Annotated in this window: 23 protein-coding genes; 6 read left to right on the forward strand and 17 right to left on the reverse strand. The window is 53.5% G+C overall.

All coding sequences use genetic code 11. The annotated features are described in order from the left end of the window. Positions 1-5: 5 nt before the first annotated feature. The 5 genes from greA to ACVL1J_RS06900 form a co-directional block, all read right to left on the reverse strand. On the reverse strand, positions 6-482 hold the full coding sequence (gene greA, locus ACVL1J_RS06880; RefSeq protein ID WP_159572112.1) for a transcription elongation factor GreA: 477 nt from the start codon (positions 480-482) through the stop codon (positions 6-8). An 81-nt stretch (positions 483-563) separates the two neighbouring features. Then, positions 564-3794 (reverse strand): carbamoyl-phosphate synthase large subunit, encoded by a 3231-nt coding sequence (gene carB, locus ACVL1J_RS06885; RefSeq protein ID WP_159572109.1) that lies wholly within the window; start codon positions 3792-3794, stop codon positions 564-566. Between the two features lie 62 nt (positions 3795-3856). Then, complete coding sequence (carA, locus tag ACVL1J_RS06890) at positions 3857-5032, reverse strand: glutamine-hydrolyzing carbamoyl-phosphate synthase small subunit (protein WP_491665215.1); 1176 nt, start codon at positions 5030-5032, stop codon at positions 3857-3859. Between the two features lie 164 nt (positions 5033-5196). Beyond that, the gene (locus tag ACVL1J_RS06895; RefSeq protein WP_008250335.1) at positions 5197-6054 is read right to left on the reverse strand and encodes a bile acid:sodium symporter family protein; all 858 of its coding nucleotides are present in this window, start codon (positions 6052-6054) and stop codon (positions 5197-5199) included. Between the two features lie 27 nt (positions 6055-6081). Continuing rightward, positions 6082-6285: a hypothetical protein gene (locus ACVL1J_RS06900; RefSeq protein ID WP_291745447.1), complete on the reverse strand. Its 204-nt coding sequence runs from the start codon at positions 6283-6285 to the stop codon at positions 6082-6084. A 98-nt stretch (positions 6286-6383) separates the two neighbouring features. On the opposite strand from ACVL1J_RS06900, the gene ACVL1J_RS06905 reads away from it, so the two are divergent. The 4 genes from ACVL1J_RS06905 to sorU are packed head-to-tail and all read left to right on the forward strand — an operon-like array spanning position 6384 to position 9059. Next, positions 6384-6926, forward strand: coding sequence for an RNA polymerase sigma factor (locus tag ACVL1J_RS06905; RefSeq protein ID WP_291745449.1), 543 nt, complete (start codon positions 6384-6386; stop codon positions 6924-6926). Beyond that, positions 6919-7512, forward strand: coding sequence for a hypothetical protein (locus ACVL1J_RS06910; RefSeq protein WP_138517564.1), 594 nt, complete (start codon positions 6919-6921; stop codon positions 7510-7512). Before ACVL1J_RS06905 ends, ACVL1J_RS06910 begins: the two co-directional genes overlap by 8 nt. 21 nt (positions 7513-7533) lie before the next feature. Further along, entirely contained in the window at positions 7534-8736 is a 1203-nt protein-coding gene (gene sorT, locus ACVL1J_RS06915) for a SorT family sulfite dehydrogenase catalytic subunit (RefSeq protein WP_105028380.1), read from the forward strand. Beyond that, positions 8733-9059: a SorU family sulfite dehydrogenase c-type cytochrome subunit gene (sorU, locus tag ACVL1J_RS06920; protein WP_105028379.1), complete on the forward strand. Its 327-nt coding sequence runs from the start codon at positions 8733-8735 to the stop codon at positions 9057-9059. The genes sorT and sorU overlap by 4 nt, the downstream gene beginning before the upstream one ends. Positions 9060-9431: 372 nt before the next feature. On the opposite strand, the gene ACVL1J_RS06925 is transcribed toward sorU, so the two are convergent. Further along, positions 9432-10379, reverse strand: coding sequence for a LysR family transcriptional regulator (locus tag ACVL1J_RS06925; protein WP_491665216.1), 948 nt, complete (start codon positions 10377-10379; stop codon positions 9432-9434). Between the two features lie 90 nt (positions 10380-10469). On the opposite strand from ACVL1J_RS06925, the gene ACVL1J_RS06930 reads away from it, so the two are divergent. After that, on the forward strand, positions 10470-10730 hold the full coding sequence (locus ACVL1J_RS06930) for a hypothetical protein (protein WP_138517562.1): 261 nt from the start codon (positions 10470-10472) through the stop codon (positions 10728-10730). A 2-nt stretch (positions 10731-10732) separates the two neighbouring features. Here ACVL1J_RS06930 and ACVL1J_RS06935 read toward each other — a convergent pair whose 3' ends face one another. From ACVL1J_RS06935 to ACVL1J_RS06960, 6 genes are all read right to left on the reverse strand, one after another. Continuing rightward, on the reverse strand, positions 10733-11122 hold the full coding sequence (locus tag ACVL1J_RS06935; protein ID WP_491665217.1) for a DUF2784 domain-containing protein: 390 nt from the start codon (positions 11120-11122) through the stop codon (positions 10733-10735). Positions 11123-11189: 67 nt separating this feature from the next. Beyond that, on the reverse strand, positions 11190-12995 hold the full coding sequence (locus ACVL1J_RS06940) for an acyl-CoA dehydrogenase (RefSeq protein ID WP_491665218.1): 1806 nt from the start codon (positions 12993-12995) through the stop codon (positions 11190-11192). A 37-nt stretch (positions 12996-13032) separates the two neighbouring features. Further along, positions 13033-13962: an electron transfer flavoprotein subunit alpha/FixB family protein gene (locus ACVL1J_RS06945; RefSeq protein ID WP_341236806.1), complete on the reverse strand. Its 930-nt coding sequence runs from the start codon at positions 13960-13962 to the stop codon at positions 13033-13035. A gap of 23 nt (positions 13963-13985) precedes the next feature. Then, positions 13986-14735: an electron transfer flavoprotein subunit beta/FixA family protein gene (locus tag ACVL1J_RS06950; protein ID WP_491665219.1), complete on the reverse strand. Its 750-nt coding sequence runs from the start codon at positions 14733-14735 to the stop codon at positions 13986-13988. A gap of 123 nt (positions 14736-14858) precedes the next feature. Next, positions 14859-15548 (reverse strand): carbonic anhydrase, encoded by a 690-nt coding sequence (locus tag ACVL1J_RS06955; RefSeq protein WP_491665220.1) that lies wholly within the window; start codon positions 15546-15548, stop codon positions 14859-14861. After that, positions 15545-16465, reverse strand: coding sequence for a histone deacetylase family protein (locus ACVL1J_RS06960; protein WP_341236804.1), 921 nt, complete (start codon positions 16463-16465; stop codon positions 15545-15547). The genes ACVL1J_RS06955 and ACVL1J_RS06960 overlap by 4 nt, the downstream gene beginning before the upstream one ends. Before the next feature lie 130 nt (positions 16466-16595). Here ACVL1J_RS06960 and mltB point away from each other — a divergent pair, with 130 nt between their 5' ends. Further along, positions 16596-17636, forward strand: a complete 1041-nt coding sequence (mltB, locus tag ACVL1J_RS06965; protein WP_491665221.1) for a lytic murein transglycosylase B — start codon at positions 16596-16598, stop codon at positions 17634-17636. Here the strand turns inward: mltB and cysM are convergent. From cysM to ACVL1J_RS06990, 5 genes are all read right to left on the reverse strand, one after another. Next, the gene (cysM, locus tag ACVL1J_RS06970; protein ID WP_159572076.1) at positions 17633-18535 is read right to left on the reverse strand and encodes a cysteine synthase CysM; all 903 of its coding nucleotides are present in this window, start codon (positions 18533-18535) and stop codon (positions 17633-17635) included. The two genes, mltB and cysM, sit on opposite strands and share 4 nt — an antisense overlap. A gap of 41 nt (positions 18536-18576) precedes the next feature. Beyond that, positions 18577-20022, reverse strand: coding sequence for a high affinity choline transporter 1 (locus tag ACVL1J_RS06975; RefSeq protein ID WP_491665222.1), 1446 nt, complete (start codon positions 20020-20022; stop codon positions 18577-18579). A gap of 61 nt (positions 20023-20083) precedes the next feature. Then, on the reverse strand, positions 20084-21679 hold the full coding sequence (ubiB, locus tag ACVL1J_RS06980; protein WP_159572070.1) for a ubiquinone biosynthesis regulatory protein kinase UbiB: 1596 nt from the start codon (positions 21677-21679) through the stop codon (positions 20084-20086). Then, positions 21676-22383, reverse strand: a complete 708-nt coding sequence (locus tag ACVL1J_RS06985; RefSeq protein WP_491665223.1) for a ubiquinone biosynthesis accessory factor UbiJ — start codon at positions 22381-22383, stop codon at positions 21676-21678. The genes ubiB and ACVL1J_RS06985 overlap by 4 nt, the downstream gene beginning before the upstream one ends. Positions 22384-22462: 79 nt before the next feature. Next, positions 22463-23455, reverse strand: coding sequence for a Tim44 domain-containing protein (locus ACVL1J_RS06990; protein ID WP_491665224.1), 993 nt, complete (start codon positions 23453-23455; stop codon positions 22463-22465). Positions 23456-23476 lie beyond the last annotated feature (21 nt).

Here is a 23476-nt window from a genome sequence, read left to right on the forward strand (position 1 = left end):
CACTATCAAATGTACTTTACTTCCAATACTTCATATTCCCGCAAACCACCTGGTGCCTGAACATGGGCCACATCGCCTTCATACTTACCAATCAATGCACGCGCAATGGGGCTTGAAATAGAGATGAGACCGGCTTTGATGTCCGCTTCATCGTCGCCCACAATTTGGTATTCGACCGTGGCACCGGCCTCAATGTCTTCCAGTTTCACAGTTGCACCAAACACCACACGCCCTTCAGCATCGACATTGGTGGGGTCGATGATCTGCGCATTGCTCATCTTGCCTTCAATTTCCTTGATTCGCCCTTCGATAAAACCCTGCTTTTCTTTTGCTGCATCGTATTCAGCGTTTTCGGACAAATCGCCCTGCGCCCGCGCCTCTGAAATTGCATTGATCACTGCGGGGCGATCAACAGTTTTCAGGCGGTGTAATTCTTGTTTCAGCTTTTCAGCACCCTTGACGGTCAATGGGATAGTTGCCATAAATTCAAATGTTCCTGCAAATGGAAAGCCGCCTGATAGCAGAAATTGCTATGAGACGGCTTAAAGGTTCAGACAGGCAGATTAAGCGGAGAGTTCCGCATGCAAGCCCTGGACGCTGTAAACATCCATTGCGCCGAGGTGTTTCATACCCTCGACTGAAGCCAGTGCACCTGCCATGGTTGTGAAGATCGTAACACGAGAACTCAGCGACGTGGTTCGAATGTAACGGCTGTCATTGATCGCACTTCTGCGCTCTTCCACCGTGTTGACCACCAAATGTACTTCGCCGTTTTTCAGCATGTCGACAATATTCGGGCGACCTTCCAGCACCTTGTTGACCACGGTGCATTCAATACCGCCCTCAGCAATGGCTGCCGCTGTACCGCGCGTGGCGATAATCTTGAAGCCCAGCTCAACAAGGCCCTTGGCCAGTTTCACCGTGTGCTTCTTGTCTTCGGTTTTCACGCTGATAAACGCAGTGCCACCTTCTGGCAATTTGACTGACGCGGCCAGTTGCGATTTCACGAAAGCTTCGCCAAATGTGCGACCCACACCCATGACTTCACCGGTCGACTTCATTTCGGGACCCAGAATGGTGTCCACGCCGGGGAACTTCACGAAGGGGAACACGGCTTCTTTGACCGAGAAGTACTTGGGTACCGGAATATCGGTGACGCCTTGATCAGCGAAGGTTTGACCCGCCATGCAGCGGGCAGCAATTTTGGCCAACTGCTTGCCTGTGGCCTTGGACACATAAGGCACGGTGCGCGATGCGCGTGGGTTTACTTCAAGCACATACACGGTGTCGTTTTGAATCGCGAACTGTACGTTCATCAAGCCAATCACGTTCAAGGCTTTGGCCATGAGCTCAGACTGACGCTTCAACTCATTGACCATGTCAGCAGACAAGCTGTATGGAGGCAAGCAGCACGCAGAGTCGCCACTGTGTACGCCCGCCTGTTCAATGTGCTCCATCACACCGCCAATCATGACAGTTTGACCGTCGCACAAGGCATCCACGTCCACCTCGATCGCGTCGTTCAGGAAACGGTCCAGCAACACAGGGCTGTCATTGCTGACTTTCACAGCTTCACGCATGTAGCGCTCGAGGTCTTTCTGCTCGTGCACAATTTCCATGGCGCGGCCACCCAGCACATAGCTTGGGCGCACCACCAGCGGGTAACCAATTTCCTGCGCATGCGAAATGGCTTCAGCTTCCGTGCGCGCGGTGCGGTTTGGCGGCTGGCGCAGGTTCAGCTTGGTCAACAGTTTCTGGAAACGCTCGCGGTCTTCGGCAATGTCGATGCTTTCCGGGCTGGTACCAATGATAGGCACGCCGTTGGCTTCAAGCGACTTCGCCAGCTTCAATGGGGTTTGGCCGCCATACTGAACAATCACGCCGACCGGCTTTTCAATGGCCACAATTTCCAGCACATCTTCAAGCGTCAAAGGCTCGAAATACAAGCGATCCGAGGTGTCGTAGTCGGTTGATACCGTTTCAGGGTTGCAGTTCACCATGATGGTTTCATAGCCATCTTCGCGCAGCGCCATGGCAGCGTGCACGCAGCAATAGTCAAACTCAATGCCCTGACCAATCCGGTTGGGACCGCCGCCCAGCACCATGATTTTTTTCTTGTCGGTCGGCTGGCTTTCGCATTCCTCTTCATAGGTGGAATACATGTAGGCCGTACCGGTTTTGAATTCAGCAGCACAGGTGTCCACGCGCTTGTACACGGGGCGCACATTGTGCTGGTGGCGCAGCTTGCGAATTTCCGCTTCAGACACGTCGAGCAAATAAGCCAAACGACGATCAGAGAAACCCTTGCGCTTGAGCAAGCGCAACACGGGCTCGGTCAAGTCCGCCAGGGTTTTGGTTTCCAATTCGAGTTCTGTGTCAACGATGTCCTGAATCTGGATCAGGAACCAGCGATCAATTTTGGTCAGCTGGTGCACTTCCTCAAGGCTGAAGCCTTGGGCAAAGGCATCGCCCACGTAGAAAATACGCTCGGGGCCGGGTTCGCCCAGCTCACGCTCGATCACTTCACGGTCGGTTGTTTTCTGGTTCAGGCCGTCTACGCCCACTTCCAGACCGCGCAGGGCTTTCTGGAAGCTTTCCTGGAAAGTACGGCCCATGGCCATCACTTCACCTACGGATTTCATTTGGGTGGTCAGGCGATCATCGGCTGTGGGGAATTTTTCGAATGCAAAACGTGGAATTTTCGTAACCACGTAGTCGATTGAAGGCTCGAACGACGCAGGCGTAAGACCACCGGTGATGTCGTTTTTCAGCTCATCGAGTGTGTAGCCCACCGACAACTTGGCGGCCACTTTGGCAATCGGAAAACCGGTTGCTTTGGAAGCCAAGGCGGATGAACGTGACACACGTGGATTCATTTCGATCACGATCATGCGGCCATTGGCCGGGTTGATCGAGAACTGAACGTTTGAACCACCCGTGTCCACGCCAATTTCACGCAGAATGGCAATGGATGCATTGCGCATTAACTGGTATTCGCGGTCGGTCAGTGTTTGTGCCGGGGCAACAGTAATACTGTCGCCAGTGTGCACGCCCATGGGGTCAAGGTTTTCGATTGAACACACGATAATGCAGTTGTCGGCGCTGTCGCGAACCACTTCCATTTCGTATTCTTTCCAGCCAATCAGGCTTTCTTCAATCAGCAACTCATTGGTTGGCGATGCTTCCAGGCCACGGCGGCAAATGGTTTCGAATTCTTCAGCGTTGTACGCAATACCGCCACCGGTGCCACCCAGGGTGAAACTGGGGCGAATAATGACCGGAAAGCCGTTGCTGCCAACCAGTTTGGCAATGGTGGCCTGCACTTCAAGGGCTTCTTCCATGGAATGGGCCACACCGCTTTTCGCTGAATCCAGGCCAATGCTGGTCATGGCATTCTTGAACTTCAAGCGGTCTTCGGCTTTCTCAATGGCTTCTTCTTTCGCGCCAATCAACTCGACATTGTATTTGGCCAAAACACCGTGCTTGGCCAGATCAAGCGCACAGTTCAATGCAGTTTGACCACCCATGGTGGGCAACACGGCATCGGGGCGCTCTTTTTCGATAATGCGCTCAACAACCTGCCAAGTGATGGGTTCGATGTAGGTGACATCGGCCATTTCCGGGTCGGTCATGATAGTGGCCGGGTTGCTGTTGACCAGCACCACTTTGTAACCTTCTTCGCGAAGCGCTTTACAGGCTTGGGCACCTGAGTAATCGAATTCGCAGGCCTGACCAATCACAATGGGGCCGGCGCCGATGATCAGGATTGTTTTTAGATCGTTACGCTTTGGCATAACTTCCCTTTAATTTTAAAAAATTCAATACGGTTCAGACGAAGGTGTGCACTTGGGGCCGGTTAGGCTTTGGCTGCCTTGATGTCTGAAATAAAACGGTCGAACAATTCAGCCAGATCGTGTGGGCCTGGGCTGGCTTCCGGGTGACCCTGGAAGCAGAAGGCAGCCCGGTCGGTCCGCTCAAGGCCTTGAATAGAGCCATCGAACAGCGACACATGGGTGACACGCAAGTTGCCAGGCAATGAGTCGGCATCGACCGCAAAACCATGGTTCTGGCTGGTAATGGCCACGCGCTTGGTTTTCAGGTCTTGAACCGGGTGGTTTGCACCGTGATGGCCAAACTTCATTTTCATGGTTTTGGCGCCGCTGGCCAAAGCCATCAACTGGTGACCCAAACAAATACCGAATACAGGCAGCTTGGTGTTGTCCAGAATGTGCTTGATGGCGGAAATTGCATAGTCGCAAGGCTCGGGGTCGCCTGGGCCGTTGCTCAAGAACACACCATCGGGGTTCAAGGCGAGTACTTTCTCCACTGGCGTTTGTGCAGGCACAACCGTGACACGGCAGCCGCGCTGGGCCAGCATGCGCAAAATATTGCGCTTGGCGCCGTAGTCGAACGCCACCACGTGGTGCGGACGCTCTCCGGTTTGGAAATGAGGTTCTTCAGCGGCCACGCCCAAGGCCCATTCGCCTTCAACCCATTCATGAACCTCGGTGCAGGAAACCACCTTGGCCAGGTCCATGCCGGCCAAGCCAGGGAAGCCTTTGGCCAATTCAATGGCGCGTTCAGCGCTGAAAGTTTCGCCGCTGCCCTCGGTCAAAAGGCAGCCGTTTTGGGCACCTTTTTCACGAAGAATGCGGGTTAACTTGCGGGTGTCGATACCAGCAATACCTGGAACACCGTGCTTTTTCAAGTAATCGGCCAGAGGCAAGGTAGAACGGAAGTTCGACACCAGTTCAGGCAGGTCCTTGATCACCAAACCTGACAAATGAAGCCCTGAGGATTCTTCGTCTTGCGGGTTGGTGCCCACATTCCCGATGTGCGGATAGGTGAGGGTAACAATTTGACGACAATACGATGGGTCGGTGGCAATTTCTTGATAGCCCGTGAGCGAGGTGTTGAAAACCACTTCACCCACTTTCGTGGTGGGGGCGCCAAAAGAAATGCCCTCGAATACTGTGCCGTCTGCGAGCGCGAGCAAGGCGCGCGGGTGGGCGCTTGCGACTAATTTCGACAAGGGAAACTCCAATAGATGCGACAAAACACCCGGGGACAAATAACACCCGCGCAGGCTTTTTGCCTAAGAATCATTCAGCTAGCCGAGAATTATACCCGGAACAGCCGGGTTCGGCCACACCGAAGTGCGGCCTATCCAGAAGTTTGGAAGAATTTGGTCGCAAATCAGTTGGGAAGTCTTCTGCCGTACCAACAAAGCAAAGCAACAGTGACATACATCAACAGCCCATAAACAACGACTGGGACAGCAATTTCCGCGTTACCCAACAAAGACAATGCAATTGTTAAACCCAGCGTAGAGTTCTTGACACACATCTCTATTGAAACGGTCAGACTGTCACGGGCATTCAAACCGCTGAGCTTTCCACCCAACAAACCCAGGGCGATTGCGGCGAAATTCAAAGCGACGACAGGCATCCAGGCCTGAGCAAACCAAGTGGGCATATTTTCAGATTCGCTCACCCCGATCAAAACAATAATCGCAACCAGCACAAACACCGCAAACTTGTTGATTGCTGGCTCAAATTTCTGGGACAACTCAGGTTTCTTGGCACGAACAAACATGCCAATACACACCGGAATAATCACGATCACCATCATGGTAATGAGGGTTTTCAGAAAAGGAAGTTGCAGCTCGGTGTTGGCCCCGACAAACAGCGGAAGCGCGTAGGACATGTAAAAGGGAATAGTGAGCACTGTCAACAGGCTGGCAATCACAGTCAAGGTGATGGACAAAGCCAGGTTGGCTTTGGCCATGTAAGTCAGGACGTTCGAAGTGGTGCCGCCAGGCATGACCGCCGACAAAACCAGACCAGCCGCCATGACCCCGCCGCCGAAAAGACCGCCGATTGCAAACCCCAGCAAAGGCACACCGAGCAGTTGCAACACTGTACCAACGATCACCCCTTTGGGCTGTTCTTTGATGCGTCGAAAATCTTCCACGGTCAGGCTTAAACCCATACCGATCATGATGATAAAAAGGGAAACCGGTAAACCGATCGTGATGTAGGTGTTGCCGAGCATTGTGTCTCCGAGAATATTTTTTGTTGTTCAGCTAATGTAGCCGATGCCGAACCCATGCGCTGTCAGCAAATTGACGTTTTTTCCGCCTTTTTGCACCCGACCGATCAAATAGTTCCAATCACCTTGGCGGCCATCGCCACCAGGCCGCCGCCAGTTCTCGAACGAGGTCAGCGGGCATTCGATGCCCAACGCAATCAACAGCAAACCGCCCACCACAATTTGCGCCCACATGGACTTGAGTTCACATTTTAAGCATCCCCCTGTGGCAACCGGTTTTTTATTTTGCAAACCATGGAATGAGATGCTCGCATCTGTGCTCTTATACGACTATGAGCCTTTTTCTGTCCAGCGCCGAAAGCAGATACAACCAGTGGGTCAAAGAGCATTACCGCTTTTTGATGCGCAGTGCATGGGCGTTGACGGGCTCCAAGGTGCTGGCTGAAGACATTGTTCAGGATGTTTATTTTTTGGCATGGAAGCATCGCAAACAGTTAAAAGATGAATCCCTGGCGCGAGCCTGGTTGTTTCGCATCATGCGGCGCTGCGTGATCCGCCACGCACAACCAAAAACCTCGCGACTGGACGACGAAGCAAACGGCAACATTGATCAGTTCGCGCCAGACAGCGACTCCCGTATTGATTCAGTTCGGGCCTTGGCCAGAATTGCACCCATTCATCGCGAAGTGCTGGTGCTGTATTACTTCGATGACATGAGCACCATGGCCATTGCCGAGGCACTTGAAATTGCGCCAGGCACCGTGATGTCCAGACTGGCCCGTGCGCGCGACGCGTTGAAGCAGGTCATGAATCCTGCGCCTCCCGTTGATTCGTCCAACAAAATTACTACTCTTCTTCGGTCTAAAGATGGATGACCCTCGCAACACTTTTCCTGACGCATCAATCGACAGCGAGTTCGATCTGAATGCCCGTGCTGAATTGTCCCTGGCGTACCAGCCAGGCGAAGCCCCCTCGAGCCTGTACAAACGCGAACGCTATTGGCGCACGCCGCTTGTCAGCGGTTTGTTGGCACTGGGCCTGTTCGCAATGGTGGGCGGCGGGTTCTTTGCGCTTCGCCCACCGGAACTGGTCCGCGGAGCTATTGAGCATGAATATTACGAACGAACCCTGAGGGGACAGTTCATAACATCAGCAGAACTGATGCCAAAGTTTGGCTTGCCCGCCAACAAGCCAGTGCCCGGCTTCGCGCAACTGATGCGCCCTTGCGATATCGACGGAAATTTGGCGTATCACTTGACAACCTTTTTTGAGAAGGGCGGCATGGTCACCCTGTTTGCCTTTGAGGAAGGTGTTCACATTCCACAAGGCAGTGGCTGGTGGCGTGATGTGTACTGGCAGGTCAGGCACAACGCAGATGGCAAGGCAGTTGTAATGGTTGCACAGAAAGAGAAGGCGATTTCAGCCGCGAACCGTGCATTGATTGAAGCAAAAAGCAGTTAAAACAAACCAAAGGAGAACGAGATGTCAAACACAATTTCATCGAATGCCAGAAGACATGTGCTTAAGGGTACTGTCGCGGCCATGGCCATGGCGGGGCTGGCCAGCTGGACCAAACTTGGTTTTGCCGCAGACGCAAAACCCCTGCCGGGTTACGCCGACTGGAAAATTCCTGGCGACATTATCGTACATAGCAACAACACACTGGAGACCAAACGAAGCGCCTATGGCACCAGCGTTATTACACCCAACGACCAACTGTTTGTTCGCAACAATCTACCACCTCCCGATGCTGAAATCCTGAAAGATCGGGATGCCTGGGTGGTGGAAATTGACGGGGTTGCCAAACCCGCAAAATTGACACTGGCCGAACTGAAAACCATGGGGCTTGAGACAACCGCCATGGTGCTGCAGTGCTCCGGAAACGGGCGTGGATTCTTCCCGCACAAACCAAGCGGCACCCCCTGGAAAGTGGGCGCGGCTGGCTGTGTGGTGTGGAGCGGCGTACCCGTTCGCGCACTGGTTCAAGCCCACGGTGGCGTGAAAGCAGGTGCAAAATACATGACAGGAACAGGTGGTGAAAAGTTGCCAGACGGGCTGGATCCCTTGAGTGTAATTGTGGAACGATCTGTGTCGGCTGATGCCATGGAAGACGCACTATTGGCCTGGGAAATGAATGGCGAACCCATTTCCCTGGCACATGGCGGACCTTTGCGCCTGATCGTGCCGGGCTTTACCGGTGTGAACAACATCAAGTACATCAAGCGCCTGGCATTCACCGAACAGGAAACCAAGGCCAAGATCATGTCGCACGGTTACCGGATCACGCCCATCGGGGGCACGTCTGGTCCAGACCTGCCTTCGGTTCAACAGATGTCGATCAAGTCCTGGATCAACGCACCCTTGCCGGAGGATGGCGCCATCAAGGCTGGGCGCGTTCAAATCCACGGTGTGGCCTTCGGGGGTACCCATGCAGTGAAGGGTGTTGAGGTGTCCACTGACGGCGGGAAAACATGGACTGCTGCGAAGTTTGTAGGTCCAGACCTTGGCAAATATGCATGGCGCCAGTTTGTACTGGAAGCCGATTTGAAGCCGGGTGAATACCAGCTGGCCAGCCGCGCGACCGACACAAGCGGTGAAAGCCAGCCCGAAGCCCGTGTTGAAAACAAAAGTGGTTACAACAACAACAGTTGGCTGGACCATTCAATCAAAGTGAGTGTGGCATGATATCAAAGACTGTATGGATGCTCGGCCTGGTGCTGTCCTTTGCAACAGCAGCCTCGGCAGGGGAAGCAGAAGACATGGCCTTGGGTAAGAAACTTTTCACCTCTCAAGCAGTGCCTGCTTGCGCTGTGTGCCACACCTTGGCAGATGCAGGTTCTGAAGGGGCAATAGGGCCGGTACTGGATGAACTGAAACCCAGCGAAGACCAAGTGGCCAGGGCCTTGCGGGATGGCTTGGGACAAATGCCTTCTTACAAAAACAGTTTGACGGCAGAGCAGATCAAAGTGCTGTCCAAGTATGTTGCCAAGGCAGCGGCAGGCAAGTAGGTTTGCTTGCCGTCAAGGCTTGATTGTATTTTGCATCAGGTTGAGGTGATGCTCTTGAAATTCGGAGATCAAAAAGGGCTCACCTCGCTCCAGTATGAAATAACAAAATGCCTCCGCAGTTGGGGAAAGGTACTTACCAAAGGTGTAAGTTAAATTCCATGTGCGCATCACCGCCTGCTTCACGGCTTCGTTGATTTACAGTTCCATCGCAACCGGGGGTGTGATGCGGTGCGTCGAAAATCTTCCACGGTCAGGCTTAAACCCATACCGATCGTGATGCAGGTGTTGCCGAGCATTGTGTCTCCGAGAATATTTTTTGTTGTTCAGCTATGTAGCCGATGGCTGAAAGATTCGCTGTCAGCAAAATGCGGTTTAATCTGCCTTTTTGAATTCTGTGCGAACAATTTGCTCCAGAAAGTCGGCGACCACCCGGGTTTTCAGGGACAACTGGCTGCTTAAACCCGGTGGAAACACCAAGTACATGGGCAAACCGCCTGTGGCCGGGTTGTCGCAATACCAATCTGCAAGAATTTCAACCAGTTCGCCACGTGCCAAGGCGCCCTGCAGCATCCAGTCTGCGCTTCGACCCAAACCCAAACCCGACTGAATGGCACGCACCACCATCATTGGACTGGAACAGGTAAGCCATGAAATCACCCGGTGCTTTTGACTGGGCTGCGCGCCGTTTTTAGGCCAGAACTCCCATTCCTTTTGGTCTCCGCGCTGAGAAAATGCAATGCACTGGTGGTGTACCAGATCGGCCGGAGTTTGCGGCACACCGTGCTTTTCAAGGTAGGCGGGTGAGGCATACAGCTTTCGCCAAATGGTGGCAATTTTGCGCGCACGCAAAGTGGAATCTTGAAGCGGCCCAACACGCAAGGCAATGTCAAAACCTTCCTCCACGATCATGGCATTGCGGTTGGACAAGTCCACTTGCAACTGCACATCAGGGTACTTGGCGTGAAATTCCGGCAGGCGGGGTGCGAGAATCTTTTCGCCCACGATCACCGGAAGGCTGATACGAACGGTTCCGTGCGGCTGCCCGCTTTGCAGTTGGGTAATCGCATCACGCGCCTCTTGCTGACTTTCCAGCATGCGCTGCGCATACAGTTTATAAATTTCGCCTGCCTCGGTAATTTTGACCTGCCGCGTGGTGCGGTTAAGCAGACGGATATTCAAATGGGCCTCGAGCTGCGCAATGGCTCGGCTGATACTGGACGGGTTCTCGCCTTTCAGCTTGGCCGCAGCCGCAAAGCTACCTGTGTTGACCACCATCAGGAAAGTTTCAGCTGCTTGAAGTTCATTGAAATTGTTGCTCATGGCGCAATGGTGTAATTCGATACCGGTAGTTTATTTGCACAATGTACATCAATACCATGACTTCACACCATCTCAAAAGGAGTGTGAATCATGAACGAATGGCCCGAAAACCTCACTGGCCTGGACCTGAACTGGAACCTGTTTGAAACCGCAAACAAGGCACTCAGGACAACATTAATTTTGCTGATTGTTTTGGCTGGCATTGGCCTGGCCCAAGCCACGAATCTGACCACTGAGCTGCCCACCGTGCTGGTGACCGAAACCACGGAATGGCTGAACTTTTCCGGCTGGTTTTCCGATGGTGCAATTGGCGGGTTTGACGCAGCGGGCGCCAGCATTGGGGGTTGGTAATGCTACTTGAACTGATGTGGCGGCCAGCGCCACCAAGCCGCCACAACAGCAAGGCCAAACAGGGTGTAAGCCAAGGCAAACACCCAGCCTGGGGCCTGATAGAACATGACCCCGTGAACCCAGTGTTGAATGAAGCTGCCCTGATAAACCCCCTGCCCTGCATGCAGGCGCAACCAGTTTTCAAGTGTGGTGAGCGGGCATTCAATGCCCAGCCAGCTTTCAAGAACAACCACTGAAATTGCGAGTAAGTGCATGGCCCTGAACCACCAGTGGTTGACCCAAGACCAACGCAAGAAATTGCCCAATACGATCAGCAGCAAGCCACCCACCACGAATAGCACAATGGCAAAGTGGATCAAGAGCACCAAGTCAGCAAAATGTGAATAGTTCATGCAGGCAGCATAAACAAAAAGCCCCTCGATGTGAGGGGCTTTTTAATGACTGAACAACCAGGGTCAATCAGAAATTTGCAACTGCCATTTCTGTGACACCCTGGTAACCATTCACAATGCTGTCGCGCAAGCCAGGCACTGTATTCAACACATGGTCGGCGAAGAAGCGGGAAGTCAAAATCTTGTCGCTGTAGAAACTGTCTGTTTCGCCAGCCTTGATTTTTGCTTCTGCGGCCAACAGCGCACGCGCCATTTGCCAGCCAGCCACTGTGGTGCCAGCTAGTTTCAGATAAGGCACTGAACCGGCAAACACTGCGTTGGGGTTGCCTTTCATATTGTCGACTACAAACTGTGCAGCATCCAGGAATGAGGCGCGAGCCGCATCCAGACGGGCTGCCACTGCCTTGGCGTGTGCAGAACCGGATTCATTCAACTGAACCACTGTGCGTGCAATTTCCGCACACAGGGCTTTGACCATGGCGCCACCGTCACGCGAGGTTTTGCGACCCACCAAATCATTGGCCTGAATCGCAGTTGTGCCTTCGTAAATGGTCAGAATTTTCGCATCACGGTAGTACTGGGCTGCGCCTGTTTCTTCAATGAAGCCCATGCCACCGTGCACTTGCACGCCAGTGGAGGCCACTTCAATGCTCATCTCAGTCGACCAGCCTTTGACCAGAGGCACCATGAATTCATACACCGCCATGTTTTGCTTGCGGGTGGCTTCATCGGCATGGAAGTGGGCTGCATCATATGCGGCACCCGCCACGCAGGCCATTGCACGCGCAGCTTCAACCTGTGAACGCATGCTCATCAACATGCGCTTGACATCGGGGTGATGAATAATGGCAACCGCTTCGCTGGAAGTGCCATCCACGGGGCGAGACTGAACACGATCGTTCGCATAACGCACAGCCTGCTGGTAAGCACGCTCGGCCACACCAATGCCCTGCACACCCACCTGGAAGCGGGCTGCGTTCATCATCACAAACATGTATTGCAGGCCTTTGTTTTCTTCACCCACCAAATAACCGATTGCGCCCTGACCAACGTCACCCTTGTTATCGCCATACAACAGCACAGCGGTCGGTGAGGCCTTGATACCCAACTTGTGTTCGATGGATGCGCAATACACGTCGTTGCGCTTGCCCAATGAACCGTCGTCGTTCACCATGAATTTGGGCACCACGAACAGGCTGATGCCCTTCACGCCTTCAGGCGCATCGGGTGTGCGAGCCAGCACCAGGTGAACAATATTCTCGGCCATGTCGTGCTCACCGTAGGTGATGTAGATCTTCTGGCCAGAAATGCGGTAAGTGCCATCGCCTTGGGGAACGGCTTTGGAACGCACCAGCGCCAGGTCTGAACCAGCCTGTGGCTCGGTCAGGTTCATGGTGCCGGTCCATTCACCGGAAATCATTTTGGGAATGTAAGTTTCTTTCAGATGCTGGCTGCCGGCCACCAACAGCGCTTCAATGGCGCCATCGGTCAGCAGGGGACACAGCGCAAAGCTGAGATTGGCACCATTGACCATTTCCATGCAGGGTGTTGCCACCAGCTTGGGCAGGCCTTGGCCGCCGAATTCAGAAGGATGCTGCAAACCTTGCCAGCCTTGCTCGCCAAAGGCTTTGAATGCCTGCTTGAAGCCTTTGGCTGTGGTTACAACGCCGTCTTTCCAGTTGGCGGCCTCTACGTCGCCCGACCAGTTCAGTGGAGCAACCACTTCGCTGGTGAACTTTGCGTTTTCATTCAGAACCGCATCCACTGTTTCCTCGGTTGCATCTTCACAACCGGGCAACTGGGATACTTGATCCAAGCCGGCCAATTCTTTCAAGACAAACATCATGTCTTTGACTGGGGCGTTGTAACTCATTGTCGTCTCCTGATACAGCTTTGCGTGTTTTGTTTACTTACAGTTTTTCAGTCAATTGAGGCACTACTTCGAACAAATCGCCCACCAAACCGTAATCGGCCACACCAAAAATTGGTGCTTCGGGATCTTTGTTCACGGCCACAATCACCTTGCTGTCTTTCATGCCCGCCAAGTGCTGGATAGCACCGGAAATCCCGAAAGCCATGTACAACTGGGGCGCCACAATTTTGCCGGTTTGACCAACCTGCCAGTCGTTCGGTGCGTAGCCTGCGTCTACCGCAGCACGCGATGCACCAATTGCGGCGTTTAGCTTGTCAGCCAATGGGTCCAGAACATGGAAATTTTCTGCGGAGCCCATACCACGGCCACCGGAGATAATGGTGCTGGCAGCAGTCAACTCGGGACGGTCGCTCTTGGCCACTTCACGGCTTACGAAAGTAGACTTGCCGGAATCGGCAACCGCACTCAGGTTTTCAATGGCGGCAGAACCGCCCTCGGCAGCAACCGGATCAAATGCGGTGGTACGCACGGTGATAACCTTGGTGGCGTCCGAAGACTGCACCGTGGCAATCACGTTGCCTGCGTAGATTGGGCGAGTGAATGTGTCCGCACTTTCAACACTGATGATGTCGGAAATTTGTGCAACATCCAGCTTTGCAGCCACGCGCGGCAACACGTTTTTGCCCACGCTGGTGGCGGGTGCCAGAATGTGACCGTAGTTGCCGGCAATTGCGAGAATTTGTGCTGCAAAGTTTTCTGCCAACTGGTCACCCAGGGCGTCTGAATCGGCAACCAACACCTTGGCAACGCCAGCCGCTTTCGCAGCTTGCTCAGCTGCAGCGCCACAACCCTTGCCGGAAACCAGCACATGGATATCGCCACCAATTTTCTGGGCCGCAGCGATGGTGTTCAGCGTGGCGGGCTTGATACTTTGATTGTCGTGTTCTGCAATAACGAGTACTGACATTTTTTGCTCCTTTTGTCCCTGTGTTAGATCACTTTGGCTTCGTTCTTCAGCTTGTCGACCAGCGTGGCCACATCGGGCACGGTGATACCTGCTGAACGCACGGGTGGATCGCTTACTTTCAGGGTTTTGATACGTGGATCAACATTCACGCCCAAATCAGCGGGCTTGATGGTGTCGATCTGTTTTTTCTTGGCTTTCATGATGTTGGGCAGCGTCACATAACGTGGCTCATTCAGGCGCAGGTCGGTTGTCACAACCGCGGGCAGGCTCAAGCTAATCGTTTCCAGACCGCCATCCACTTCACGGGTTACATTGACTTTGCCGCCCTCAACCACCACCTTGGATGCAAACGTGCCCTGTGGCATGTCGCCCAAAGCAGCCAGCATTTGACCGGTTTGATTGCAATCGTCGTCAATGGCTTGTTTGCCCATGATGATCAGGTCGATGCCTTCTTTTTCGATAATGGCTTTCAGAATTTTGGCAACAGCCAATGGCTGTAGCTCAACATCGGTCTCGACCAGAATGCCACGGTCTGCGCCGATGGCAGCGGCGGTACGCAATGTTTCTGCGCACTGGGCAACGCCACAACTAATGGCAATCACTTCGGTGGCCACGCCTGCTTCTTTCAGGCGCGTGGCTTCTTCAACAGCGATTTCGTCGAAGGGGTTCATCGACATTTTCACGTTGGCGATATCCACGCCAGAACCATCGCTTTTGCAGCGAACTTTTACGTTGTAATCGACTACGCGTTTAACGGGTACCAGGATCTTCATGCAAGCCATCCCTTTGTTGAAATTGGAGAATAGATGATTGGATTATACGAAGCGTTTTGAGAAAAAACGCACGATCGTTCGATTTTTCATAGAGTCTACACTCTAAGGGGTGGTTTGTCGAGGTTATTGGTATCGGGCGCAGATCGATTTCATCGCTGAAAAGCAGCGCTCGTCGATTTCATCACGGCTTCGAATGGTGCAATCCAGATCGATCACCCGCCCGGTCGACAGGCTATACACCAGGCCGCCCACCGCCACAGGTTCACCTCTCCCCCAAGCCGCATTCACGGCTGGGCTCAACGCCGCCAGGCGCACTTGCTGAATCACGTTCAATTCGCACAGCTTGTCAACATTGCGGTTGGCCTCTTCCAGCGATGCGGGGTTGAACATCAGGTGATCGTGGGCCAGTTCGCGCACACCTTCCAGCCAATCGCCAGGGGCGCCACCTGCATGCAAGCCCAAGGCGATGCGCACGCCTCCGCAGTTGTGATGCCCAAACACCAAAAGGTGTTTGACCTTCAAACTATCGATGGAGAACTGCAAGGCGGTTTGCAAACTAAGGTCGTTCAAACCCGTTTGGTTGGCCACATTTTTATAAACAAACAGCTCGCCCAAATTGCTTTGCAACAAGGTGTTGGGGTCGGCCCGGCTGTCGCAACAACTAATCACTGTGAATGCCGGGCTTTGCCCCGCAGAAAGTCGTTTGAAATAGTCTGGATCTTGCGCGGTGATTTGCTCCACCCACTCGGCGTTTCGCGCCAGCATTTCGCTCAACCGGTCTTCAGAATACGGCGCAGGCGTTGAAAAAATCACGATGCAAGCGCCTCCACATGGGCATAAACAGAATCGGCCAAGGCCTCTAGCTCGTAACCGCCCTCTAGGGTACTAACCAGCTTTCCATCGCAATACTCATCGGCCACCCTTTTCAGGAAGTGCGTGATCCAGCCGTAGTCCTCAGTGGTCAATTGCATGTCAGCCAGGGGGTCTTTTTCGTGGGCATCAAACCCGGCAGACACCAACACCAACTGGGGCTTGAACTGATCAATCGCATCGACCCAGTGGGTTTGAATGGCGTGCTTGATTTCCTCGCGGTCACCGCCAGGCCGAACAGGACAGTTCACCATATTGCGGGCACCACCCAGCCCCCCACTGAATGGATAAAGTGGCGATTGAAAGGTGCTGCACATCAGTATTTTCGGATTGTTGGCAAATGCATGCTCGGTGCCATTGCCATGGTGCACATCGAAATCAACAATCAGCACGCGCTCAAGTCGGTAAGCGTCAATGGCGTGTTGTGCGGCAATGGCCACATTGTTGAACACACAAAAACCCATGGCGCGGTCTACGCAGGCATGGTGGCCGGGCGGGCGAACCGCACAAAACGCGTTGTTGACCGCATGCGCCATGACCAAATCCACTGCATGCACGCAGGCGCCCGCAGCACGTCTAGCCGCATCCAGCGAGAATTCCGACAAGGTGGTGTCGCCATCAATATCAATGTTTCGCTTCAGCGGAAAACGGGCCTTGATACTTTCTACGTACGCGGGCGTGTGAACGGCAGTCACAGCCGACCAAGGCACCTCCGGTGCGTCACAGTGCACCAAGCGGGGCCACAAATCGGACGCTTGCAGTTTTTCACGAATCACGCGCAGGCGAGCCATGCTTTCCGGGTGACCAAGACCAGGATTGTGCAAGGCGCAATCATTGTGGGAAATATAGGCAGTGGTCATGGCTTAGTCCCGAACAGCGCACAAATGCTGGGTTATAGTGAACAACAGACCTGCCAAACCAAGTAAACACGCGCCGGGTCGACCGCTACTACTTTTGACTACACCTACACCGGACATGCTGACTCCTTTTGTGACTACTCATCGAATCTTAACAAGCTTTGCATCCATTCTAATCAGCACAGCCCTGTGCACTCAAGCTGTACACGCCCAAGACACCCAGAAGGTTGACTTTGCAGCGCACAGAAATGCGACAGCCCTTGCTGAGCGATTACAGGCCAAAGAGGGTATTCCTTCAAGCACCACACTGAGCCTGTTAAAACAGGCCGAGTTGCTGCCGCAGGTGGTAAAAGCCGTCATGCCGCCAAAAACCAAAGGGGTACGCAACTGGGACACCTACCGCAGCCGATTTGTTGAGCCTTATCGAATTCGCAAAGGCGTTGAGTTTTGGGACGCCAACCTGGACACCCTGAAAGAGGCTGAAGCCAAGTATGGCATTCCGCAAGAAGTGATCGTGGCCATCATTGGCGTAGAGACCATTTACGGGCAACACATTGGCAATTACCGGGTACTGGATTCACTGGCCACATTGGCCTTTGCTTATCCTGAAGGTCAAAAAGACCGTTCGGAATTCTTTCTCAGCGAACTGGAAGCCTTCATCGCCCTGTGCAACAGAACCCATCTGGACGCGCTCGAGGTGAAAGGATCGTATGCCGGGGCAATTGGCCTGGGTCAATTCATGCCCAGTTCATGGACGGCTTATGCCGTAGATGGCGACGCCGATGGCATCGTCGACCTATTTCACAGCCGCCGCGATGCCATTTTCAGTGTGGCCAATTTTTTGAAAGTACACGGCTGGGAAACAGGCAAAGCCACGCGCGTGCTGGTTGATATCGAGCATGCCGATAATTTGAAGGAACTACTGGCACCCGACATTGTGCCCACCTTTACCCCAGCAGTGATGCAACAAAAAGGCGTGAAGCTGAAGGGTGAAACATTGCCGGATGAAAAACTGGCCTTGATTGAACTGGTGCGCGGGGACGCCGAACCCGCTTTCGTCGCGGGTGGGCACAATTTTTACGTGGTCACGCGTTACAACCGCAGTTCCTTCTATGCCAACGCCGTGCTGGAGTTGAGCGAGGCGTTGAAACTTAGAAGGGACATGCTGAATTAGGCTGGAAAAACACCCGTGGACAGGTAACGATCTCCACGGTCGCACACAATGAACACGATGGTGGCGTTTTCAACTTCTTCTGCAATTTTTAGCGCAATGTGCGCAGCACCTGCGGCTGATATGCCGCAGAAAATACCCTCTTCGGCTGCCATTTTTCGGGCCATTTCTTCGGCCTCAAGCTGGGTTACCTGCACCACACGGTCCACGCCGGCGGGCTTATAAATTTTGGGCAGGTATTCCTGGGGCCATTTGCGAATACCGGGAATTTGCGACCCCTCGCTGGGCTCCGCACCAATAATTTGCACATTGGGATTTTGACTTTTCAGGTAACGCGACACGCCCATAATCGATCCGGTGGTGCCCATGGCACTGACGAAATGAGTCACTTTGCCACCCGTGTCGCGCCAAATTTCCGGACCGGTCGTCTCGAAGTGCGCCAGCGGATTGTCTTCGTTGGCGAACTGATCGAGGATCACACCCTTGCCTTGATCGCGCATTTGTTCGGCCAAATCACGGGCGTATTCCATGCCACCCTTTTGCGGAGTCAAAATGATTTCTGCGCCAAATGCACGCATGGTTTGACGACGCTCGATGCTAAGGTGCTCAGGCATGATGAGTACCATGCGGTATCCGCGAATGGCCGCAGCCATGGCGAGCGCAATACCGGTGTTGCCCGATGTGGCTTCGATCAGGGTGTCGCCGGGCTTGATGGTGCCGCGTGCTTCAGCACGTTTGATCATGGAAATTGCCGGGCGGTCTTTCACTGAACCAGCCGGGTTGTTGCCCTCTAGCTTGCCAAGAATGACATTGCCGCGATCGGCATTGGCCTTGCCAGGCAAACGTTGCAACTGAACCAAGGGGGTGTTGCCGATGGTGTCTTCAATGGTGAGGTATTTCACAGCCGGATCACTTTCAACAAAGGTAATCCGGCTATTTTAGCTTAATGTGGGTGCACAACACCGTCACGTAGCGCCGGCCTGTGTTCAATCCACTGTGGCAGCAGAGAGGCGATAATCATGGTGAACAAGCCCAGCACCATGCCCAACAACTGGGGGGGCCAAACTTCGCTGGGGAAGAAGTTTTTGGCAATCAACCAGCTGCTGACACCCACAATGATTGACCACACCGCGCCTTGCGAAGTGGCACCCTTCCAGTACAGGCCGAACACCAAGGGCACAAATGCGGCAGCCAAGGTAATTTCATAGGCACTTTCCACCATTTCAAATATGGAAGAGTCGCTGTTGATTGCGAAAGCCACCACGATGATGGTGAACACAAACACAGACACCCGCATGGTCAACAACAAGGCTTTGTCGTCCATGTTCGGATAAATGTTCTTCACAATGTTTTCAGCGAAAGACACGGAAGGCGCTAACAAAGTGGCACTTGATGTACTCATGATGGCTGAAATGAGCGCACCGAAAAACACGATTTGCGCAAACAGGGGCGTGTGCATCAACACCAAATTGGGCAAGACCATTTGCGAGTCTTCAGACACCATTGCACTGAAGGTAGCCGGATCGATCATGATGGCGCCATAGGCCAAAAACACCGGAATGAATGCGAAAAAGAAGTACAGGGAACCACCGAGCACCGCGCCACGTACCGCAGTTTTTTCGTTTTTGGCCGAGCTGATACGTTGAAAAATATCCTGCTGGGGAATTGAACCAAAGGCCATGGTCAGGAAGGCGCCCACGAACGGCACCCACATCACATAGCTGAATTCTTCAGGGAAAAACTGCAGTTTGCCCGCTGCTTCGGCATGGTCAACCACCGTGCCTACGCCACCAGCCAGGTCAGCCACAATCCACATGATGTAGACCAAACCAGCTGCAATCACCACCATTTGAATGAAATCGAGAATGGCCACTGACAACATGCCACCAAACAGCGTGTAGATAAGCACCACACTGGCACCAATGATCATGCCCCATTCCTGGGAAATTGCACCATCAGTGAGCACATTGAAGATCAAACCCAGTGCACTGATTTGCGCAGCCACCCAACCCAGATAGGACACCACAATACAGGCGCTGCAAAAAATCTCGACGACCCGGTTGTAGCGGACGCGGTAGTAGTCACCCAAGGTGAGCAAATTCAGACGATAAATTTTGGGCGCAATGAACAGACCCGCCAAAATCAGGCACATGGAGGCACCAAACGGATCAGCCACAATGCCGCTCAAACCCTCTTCTACAAAGGTTGAGGAAATACCCAGCACCGTTTCAGAGCCGAACCAAGTGGCAAACACCGTTGCGGTCACGATGGGCAAGGAAAGGTGCCTGCCCGCCACCGCGTAATCCGCTGTACTACTTACATTTCTGGCCACATACAGGCCAATGGATACAGAAACCAGCAAATAAGCAACTACCGAGGCAAGCAACATCTTGAAAACCCACCAGAGAGAAAAAATGATTTCGGATTATAGGCAAGAAACATGCGCACTGCTAGAACAAGCCTTTCGGCCCCGCGTAGCCAATCAAGAAAGGCCACAACAAATCAAGCGCTACAACGCCAAACAACACGGCAAGCATTAATACCATCCAGAACAAAGCGCGATTCAAGCGTTTTTGTTGTTTCACCAACTGTTCAATTTGATCGTCGACCCGGCCATTGGAATGCGTCAGGGTTTGGTGCAACAAACGTGGCAAGGCAGGCAAAATTTGAGACCACTGCGCAGCCTCCCACTGCAGGCTGGACTGGAAGCCCTTGAAACCAATTTGCTGGTGCATCCAGTTTTCCAGATACGGTTTGGCAGTTTTCCAAAGATCCAGGTCGGGGTCGAGTTGTCGGCCCAAACCTTCGACGTTCAGCAGGGTTTTTTGCAACAAAACCAACTGGGGCTGAATTTCCACATTGAAGCGACGGGATGTTTGAAACAGGCGCATCAAGGCCTGTCCCAGTGAAATTTCTTTCAAGGGCTTGCCAAAAAATGGCTCAATGCACGCACGAATGGCGGATTCCAGTTCATCAATCCGTGTGCCCTTGGGCACCCAGCCCGACTGAACGTGTAGCTCGGCCACTCGCTTGTAGTCTTGCCGGAAAAAAGCCAGAAAGTTTTGCGCCAGGTATTGTTTGTCCACATCGCTGAGCGTGCCGACAATACCAAAATCCAACGCAATGTAACGGCCAAAATCCTCGGGTTGATCACCCACATAAATATTGCCGGGGTGCATGTCTGCATGGAAAAAACCATCACGAAACACCTGGGTGAAAAAGATTTCCACACCTTCACGGGACAATTTTTTCAGGTCAATGTTGTTCTCGCGTAGCCGCTCGATCTGCGAAATTGGAATGCCGTGCATGCGCTCCATGGTGATCACCGTGCTACAGCAATAGTCCCAGTACATTTCTGGAACACGCAACAAATGCCCGCTGCCCGAAGTTGGTGAGAAATTGCGGCGAAGCTGCGAAGCATTGGCTGCTTCTCGCATCAAGTCCAGTTCATCGTGCAGGTACTTGTTGAACTCGGCCACCACCTCGCGAGGCTTTAAGCGTTTGCCGTCTGAAGAAATTTTCTCAATCCACTGGGCCGCGGTTTTCATCAAAGCCAAGTCTTTGTCGATCACCTCGATCATGCCGGGGCGCAACACTTTTACTGCGACTTTTTTGCCCTCATGTTCACCCGCGCGAATTACCGCGAAATGAACCTGCGCAATTGAAGCACTGGCCACAGGCATGTTCTGGAAATCCAGAAACATGTCATCGATTTGACGACCCAAACTGGCCTCAATCAATTCACGGGCTTTTTCAGAGGAAAACGCGGGCACCTGGTCTTGCAACCGGGCCAGTTCATCTGCCACATCTTCTGGCAGCAAATCCCGGCGGGTTGATAACAGCTGCCCGAACTTGACAAACAGGGGACCAAGATCTTCAAGCGCACGGCGCATGCGCTCACCGCGTGGCGCCTGAACGTGGGACCGCGAGGAAATCAACGTCAGGAACCACTTGGCAAAACCGTTGTTGATTGAATCCGCTGCAATCAGGAAGAGGCCATATTTTCTGGCCACCAATGCGATGCGTGCCAGGCGGCGTAACTTCATTTGGGTGCACCCAGCTTGGCCAGGCGTTTTTCAAGACGCGCCAGTTCGTCTCGCATTTGATTGACTTCACCGCGAAACGCATCAAACTCCGAGGCTGTTGGGGTCATGGATTTTTCATGCACCACGTACTCGCGCAAATTACTTTTGAATCGCTGCACCACATCCCGGGCATTCGTTCCCAAAGCGGCAAGCGTATTCATGACCCACACGGCCTGCGCATCGCCAACCACACGCGCCAGATCACGTTCGGGATCCCAGCTTAAATCGTTGATGACAGTGGATACGGTTTGGGCGAAATCCATATCACCCTCGATTGCGGCCTTGCGCGACATGCTGTTGGGGTTACTGACAGAGCCGATCAAATCAGCCCATTGCATCGAAATTTTGGTATCTGCCGGTGCGGCAACGCCGTTGCTGGATGAGCTGGCCTGAAAGTAACCCTGATCGTTCACCCGTAATTTTAGTTGCACCGGCAAAATATTCAGATCAAGGACTTTGCCAGACTCTTTCTGCAATTTTGACTTGCTGCTGCGTTGCTGGTCCAGCAAGTGATTGAGCACAAGGCAAGCCATCTGCGTCACCGTTGCAGACATCAAGGCCAAAGGGGCTGAGAGCAAACCACCTGCCGCAGCCACACCTTTGGCCTGGCCAGATGACAGTAGTTTGGAGGCAAACTGAAAAAACAAAATGGGGGGACTGGCCAAGGCACACTTCCAACAGTCAAAAAATTTGTTTGAGTGTAACCCAGCCGGGCAGGCCAAGCCCGGCGGGTAGGGTCAAAAATTACAGATTGTGAATGCCCGAAAGCACCCAGCCGCCGCCTGAAACAGGGCGGGACATAATCCAAAGCTCATTGATTTCGGCTGCAGGCCCGTCTTGCTCCTCGCGCAGCATGCCGGTGAAGGCCACAGTCGCGATTTGCTCATCCACATCGGTCTCGAATCCAATCAACTGCGCATCGAGTGTGACCACATCGGTGCGGTTCACTGCACCGCCCCGCGCATCAATCTCGACTTTGAGATGCTCCACCACGTCGTCACTGCAATATTCACGCAGGCCATCAATGTCGCCCTTGTCGAATACGCCTTGCATCGTGACAAAAAACTTCTTGGCACTGTTCACAAAGTTTGCTTCATCGAAACCGGCAGGCAGGTCTTTCGTGGGCGTGGAGGCTGGCACGGGTGCGTCAAAGGCAGAAGCACCGCCAAACTGACCAAAGCTTTGATCAGCACGTGGGGCGCCCATACCGGGCACGGGATCGTTTATGGTATTTGCCGGGCCTTGACGATAACTGTTTGCAGAATCACCCGCGTTCATGCCGGGGGCGCTGTAAGCCGGGCGAGGCTTTGTGGCCTGTTGACCGCGCAACATGCGCACCAGGAACATGAACGCAAACACAGCCAAGCCGATCATCAGGATTGTTCCGAGAAACTCAGCCATGCCCGCGCCAAAGCCCAGGTAGCCAAACAAGGCCGCCAAACCCAAACCTGCCGCCAAACCACCCAAGGGGCCCAGAAAACGATTGCGTGGTGCAGCCGCTGTACCTGCCGCAGTACCGGCAGGATTGGTGGCCTGCTGCTTGCTGGGCGCAGTTGAGGTGGTGCCGGAAGGCGAAGTCGGCGCGGTTTTCTGGAACTGCGAAGGCGCCGAACGGCCAAAACTGCCACCGCCACCCATGCGACGCGCTTCCGCGTCAGTTGGCAACACACTCAGACTCAAAAAAGCGGCCACAACCGCCAACACAGACAACCGAACAGACCAAACACGGGTTTTCACAGCAACAGCCTCCAGAATATT

The organism is Limnobacter sp. G6BE5S (assembly GCF_058448965.1).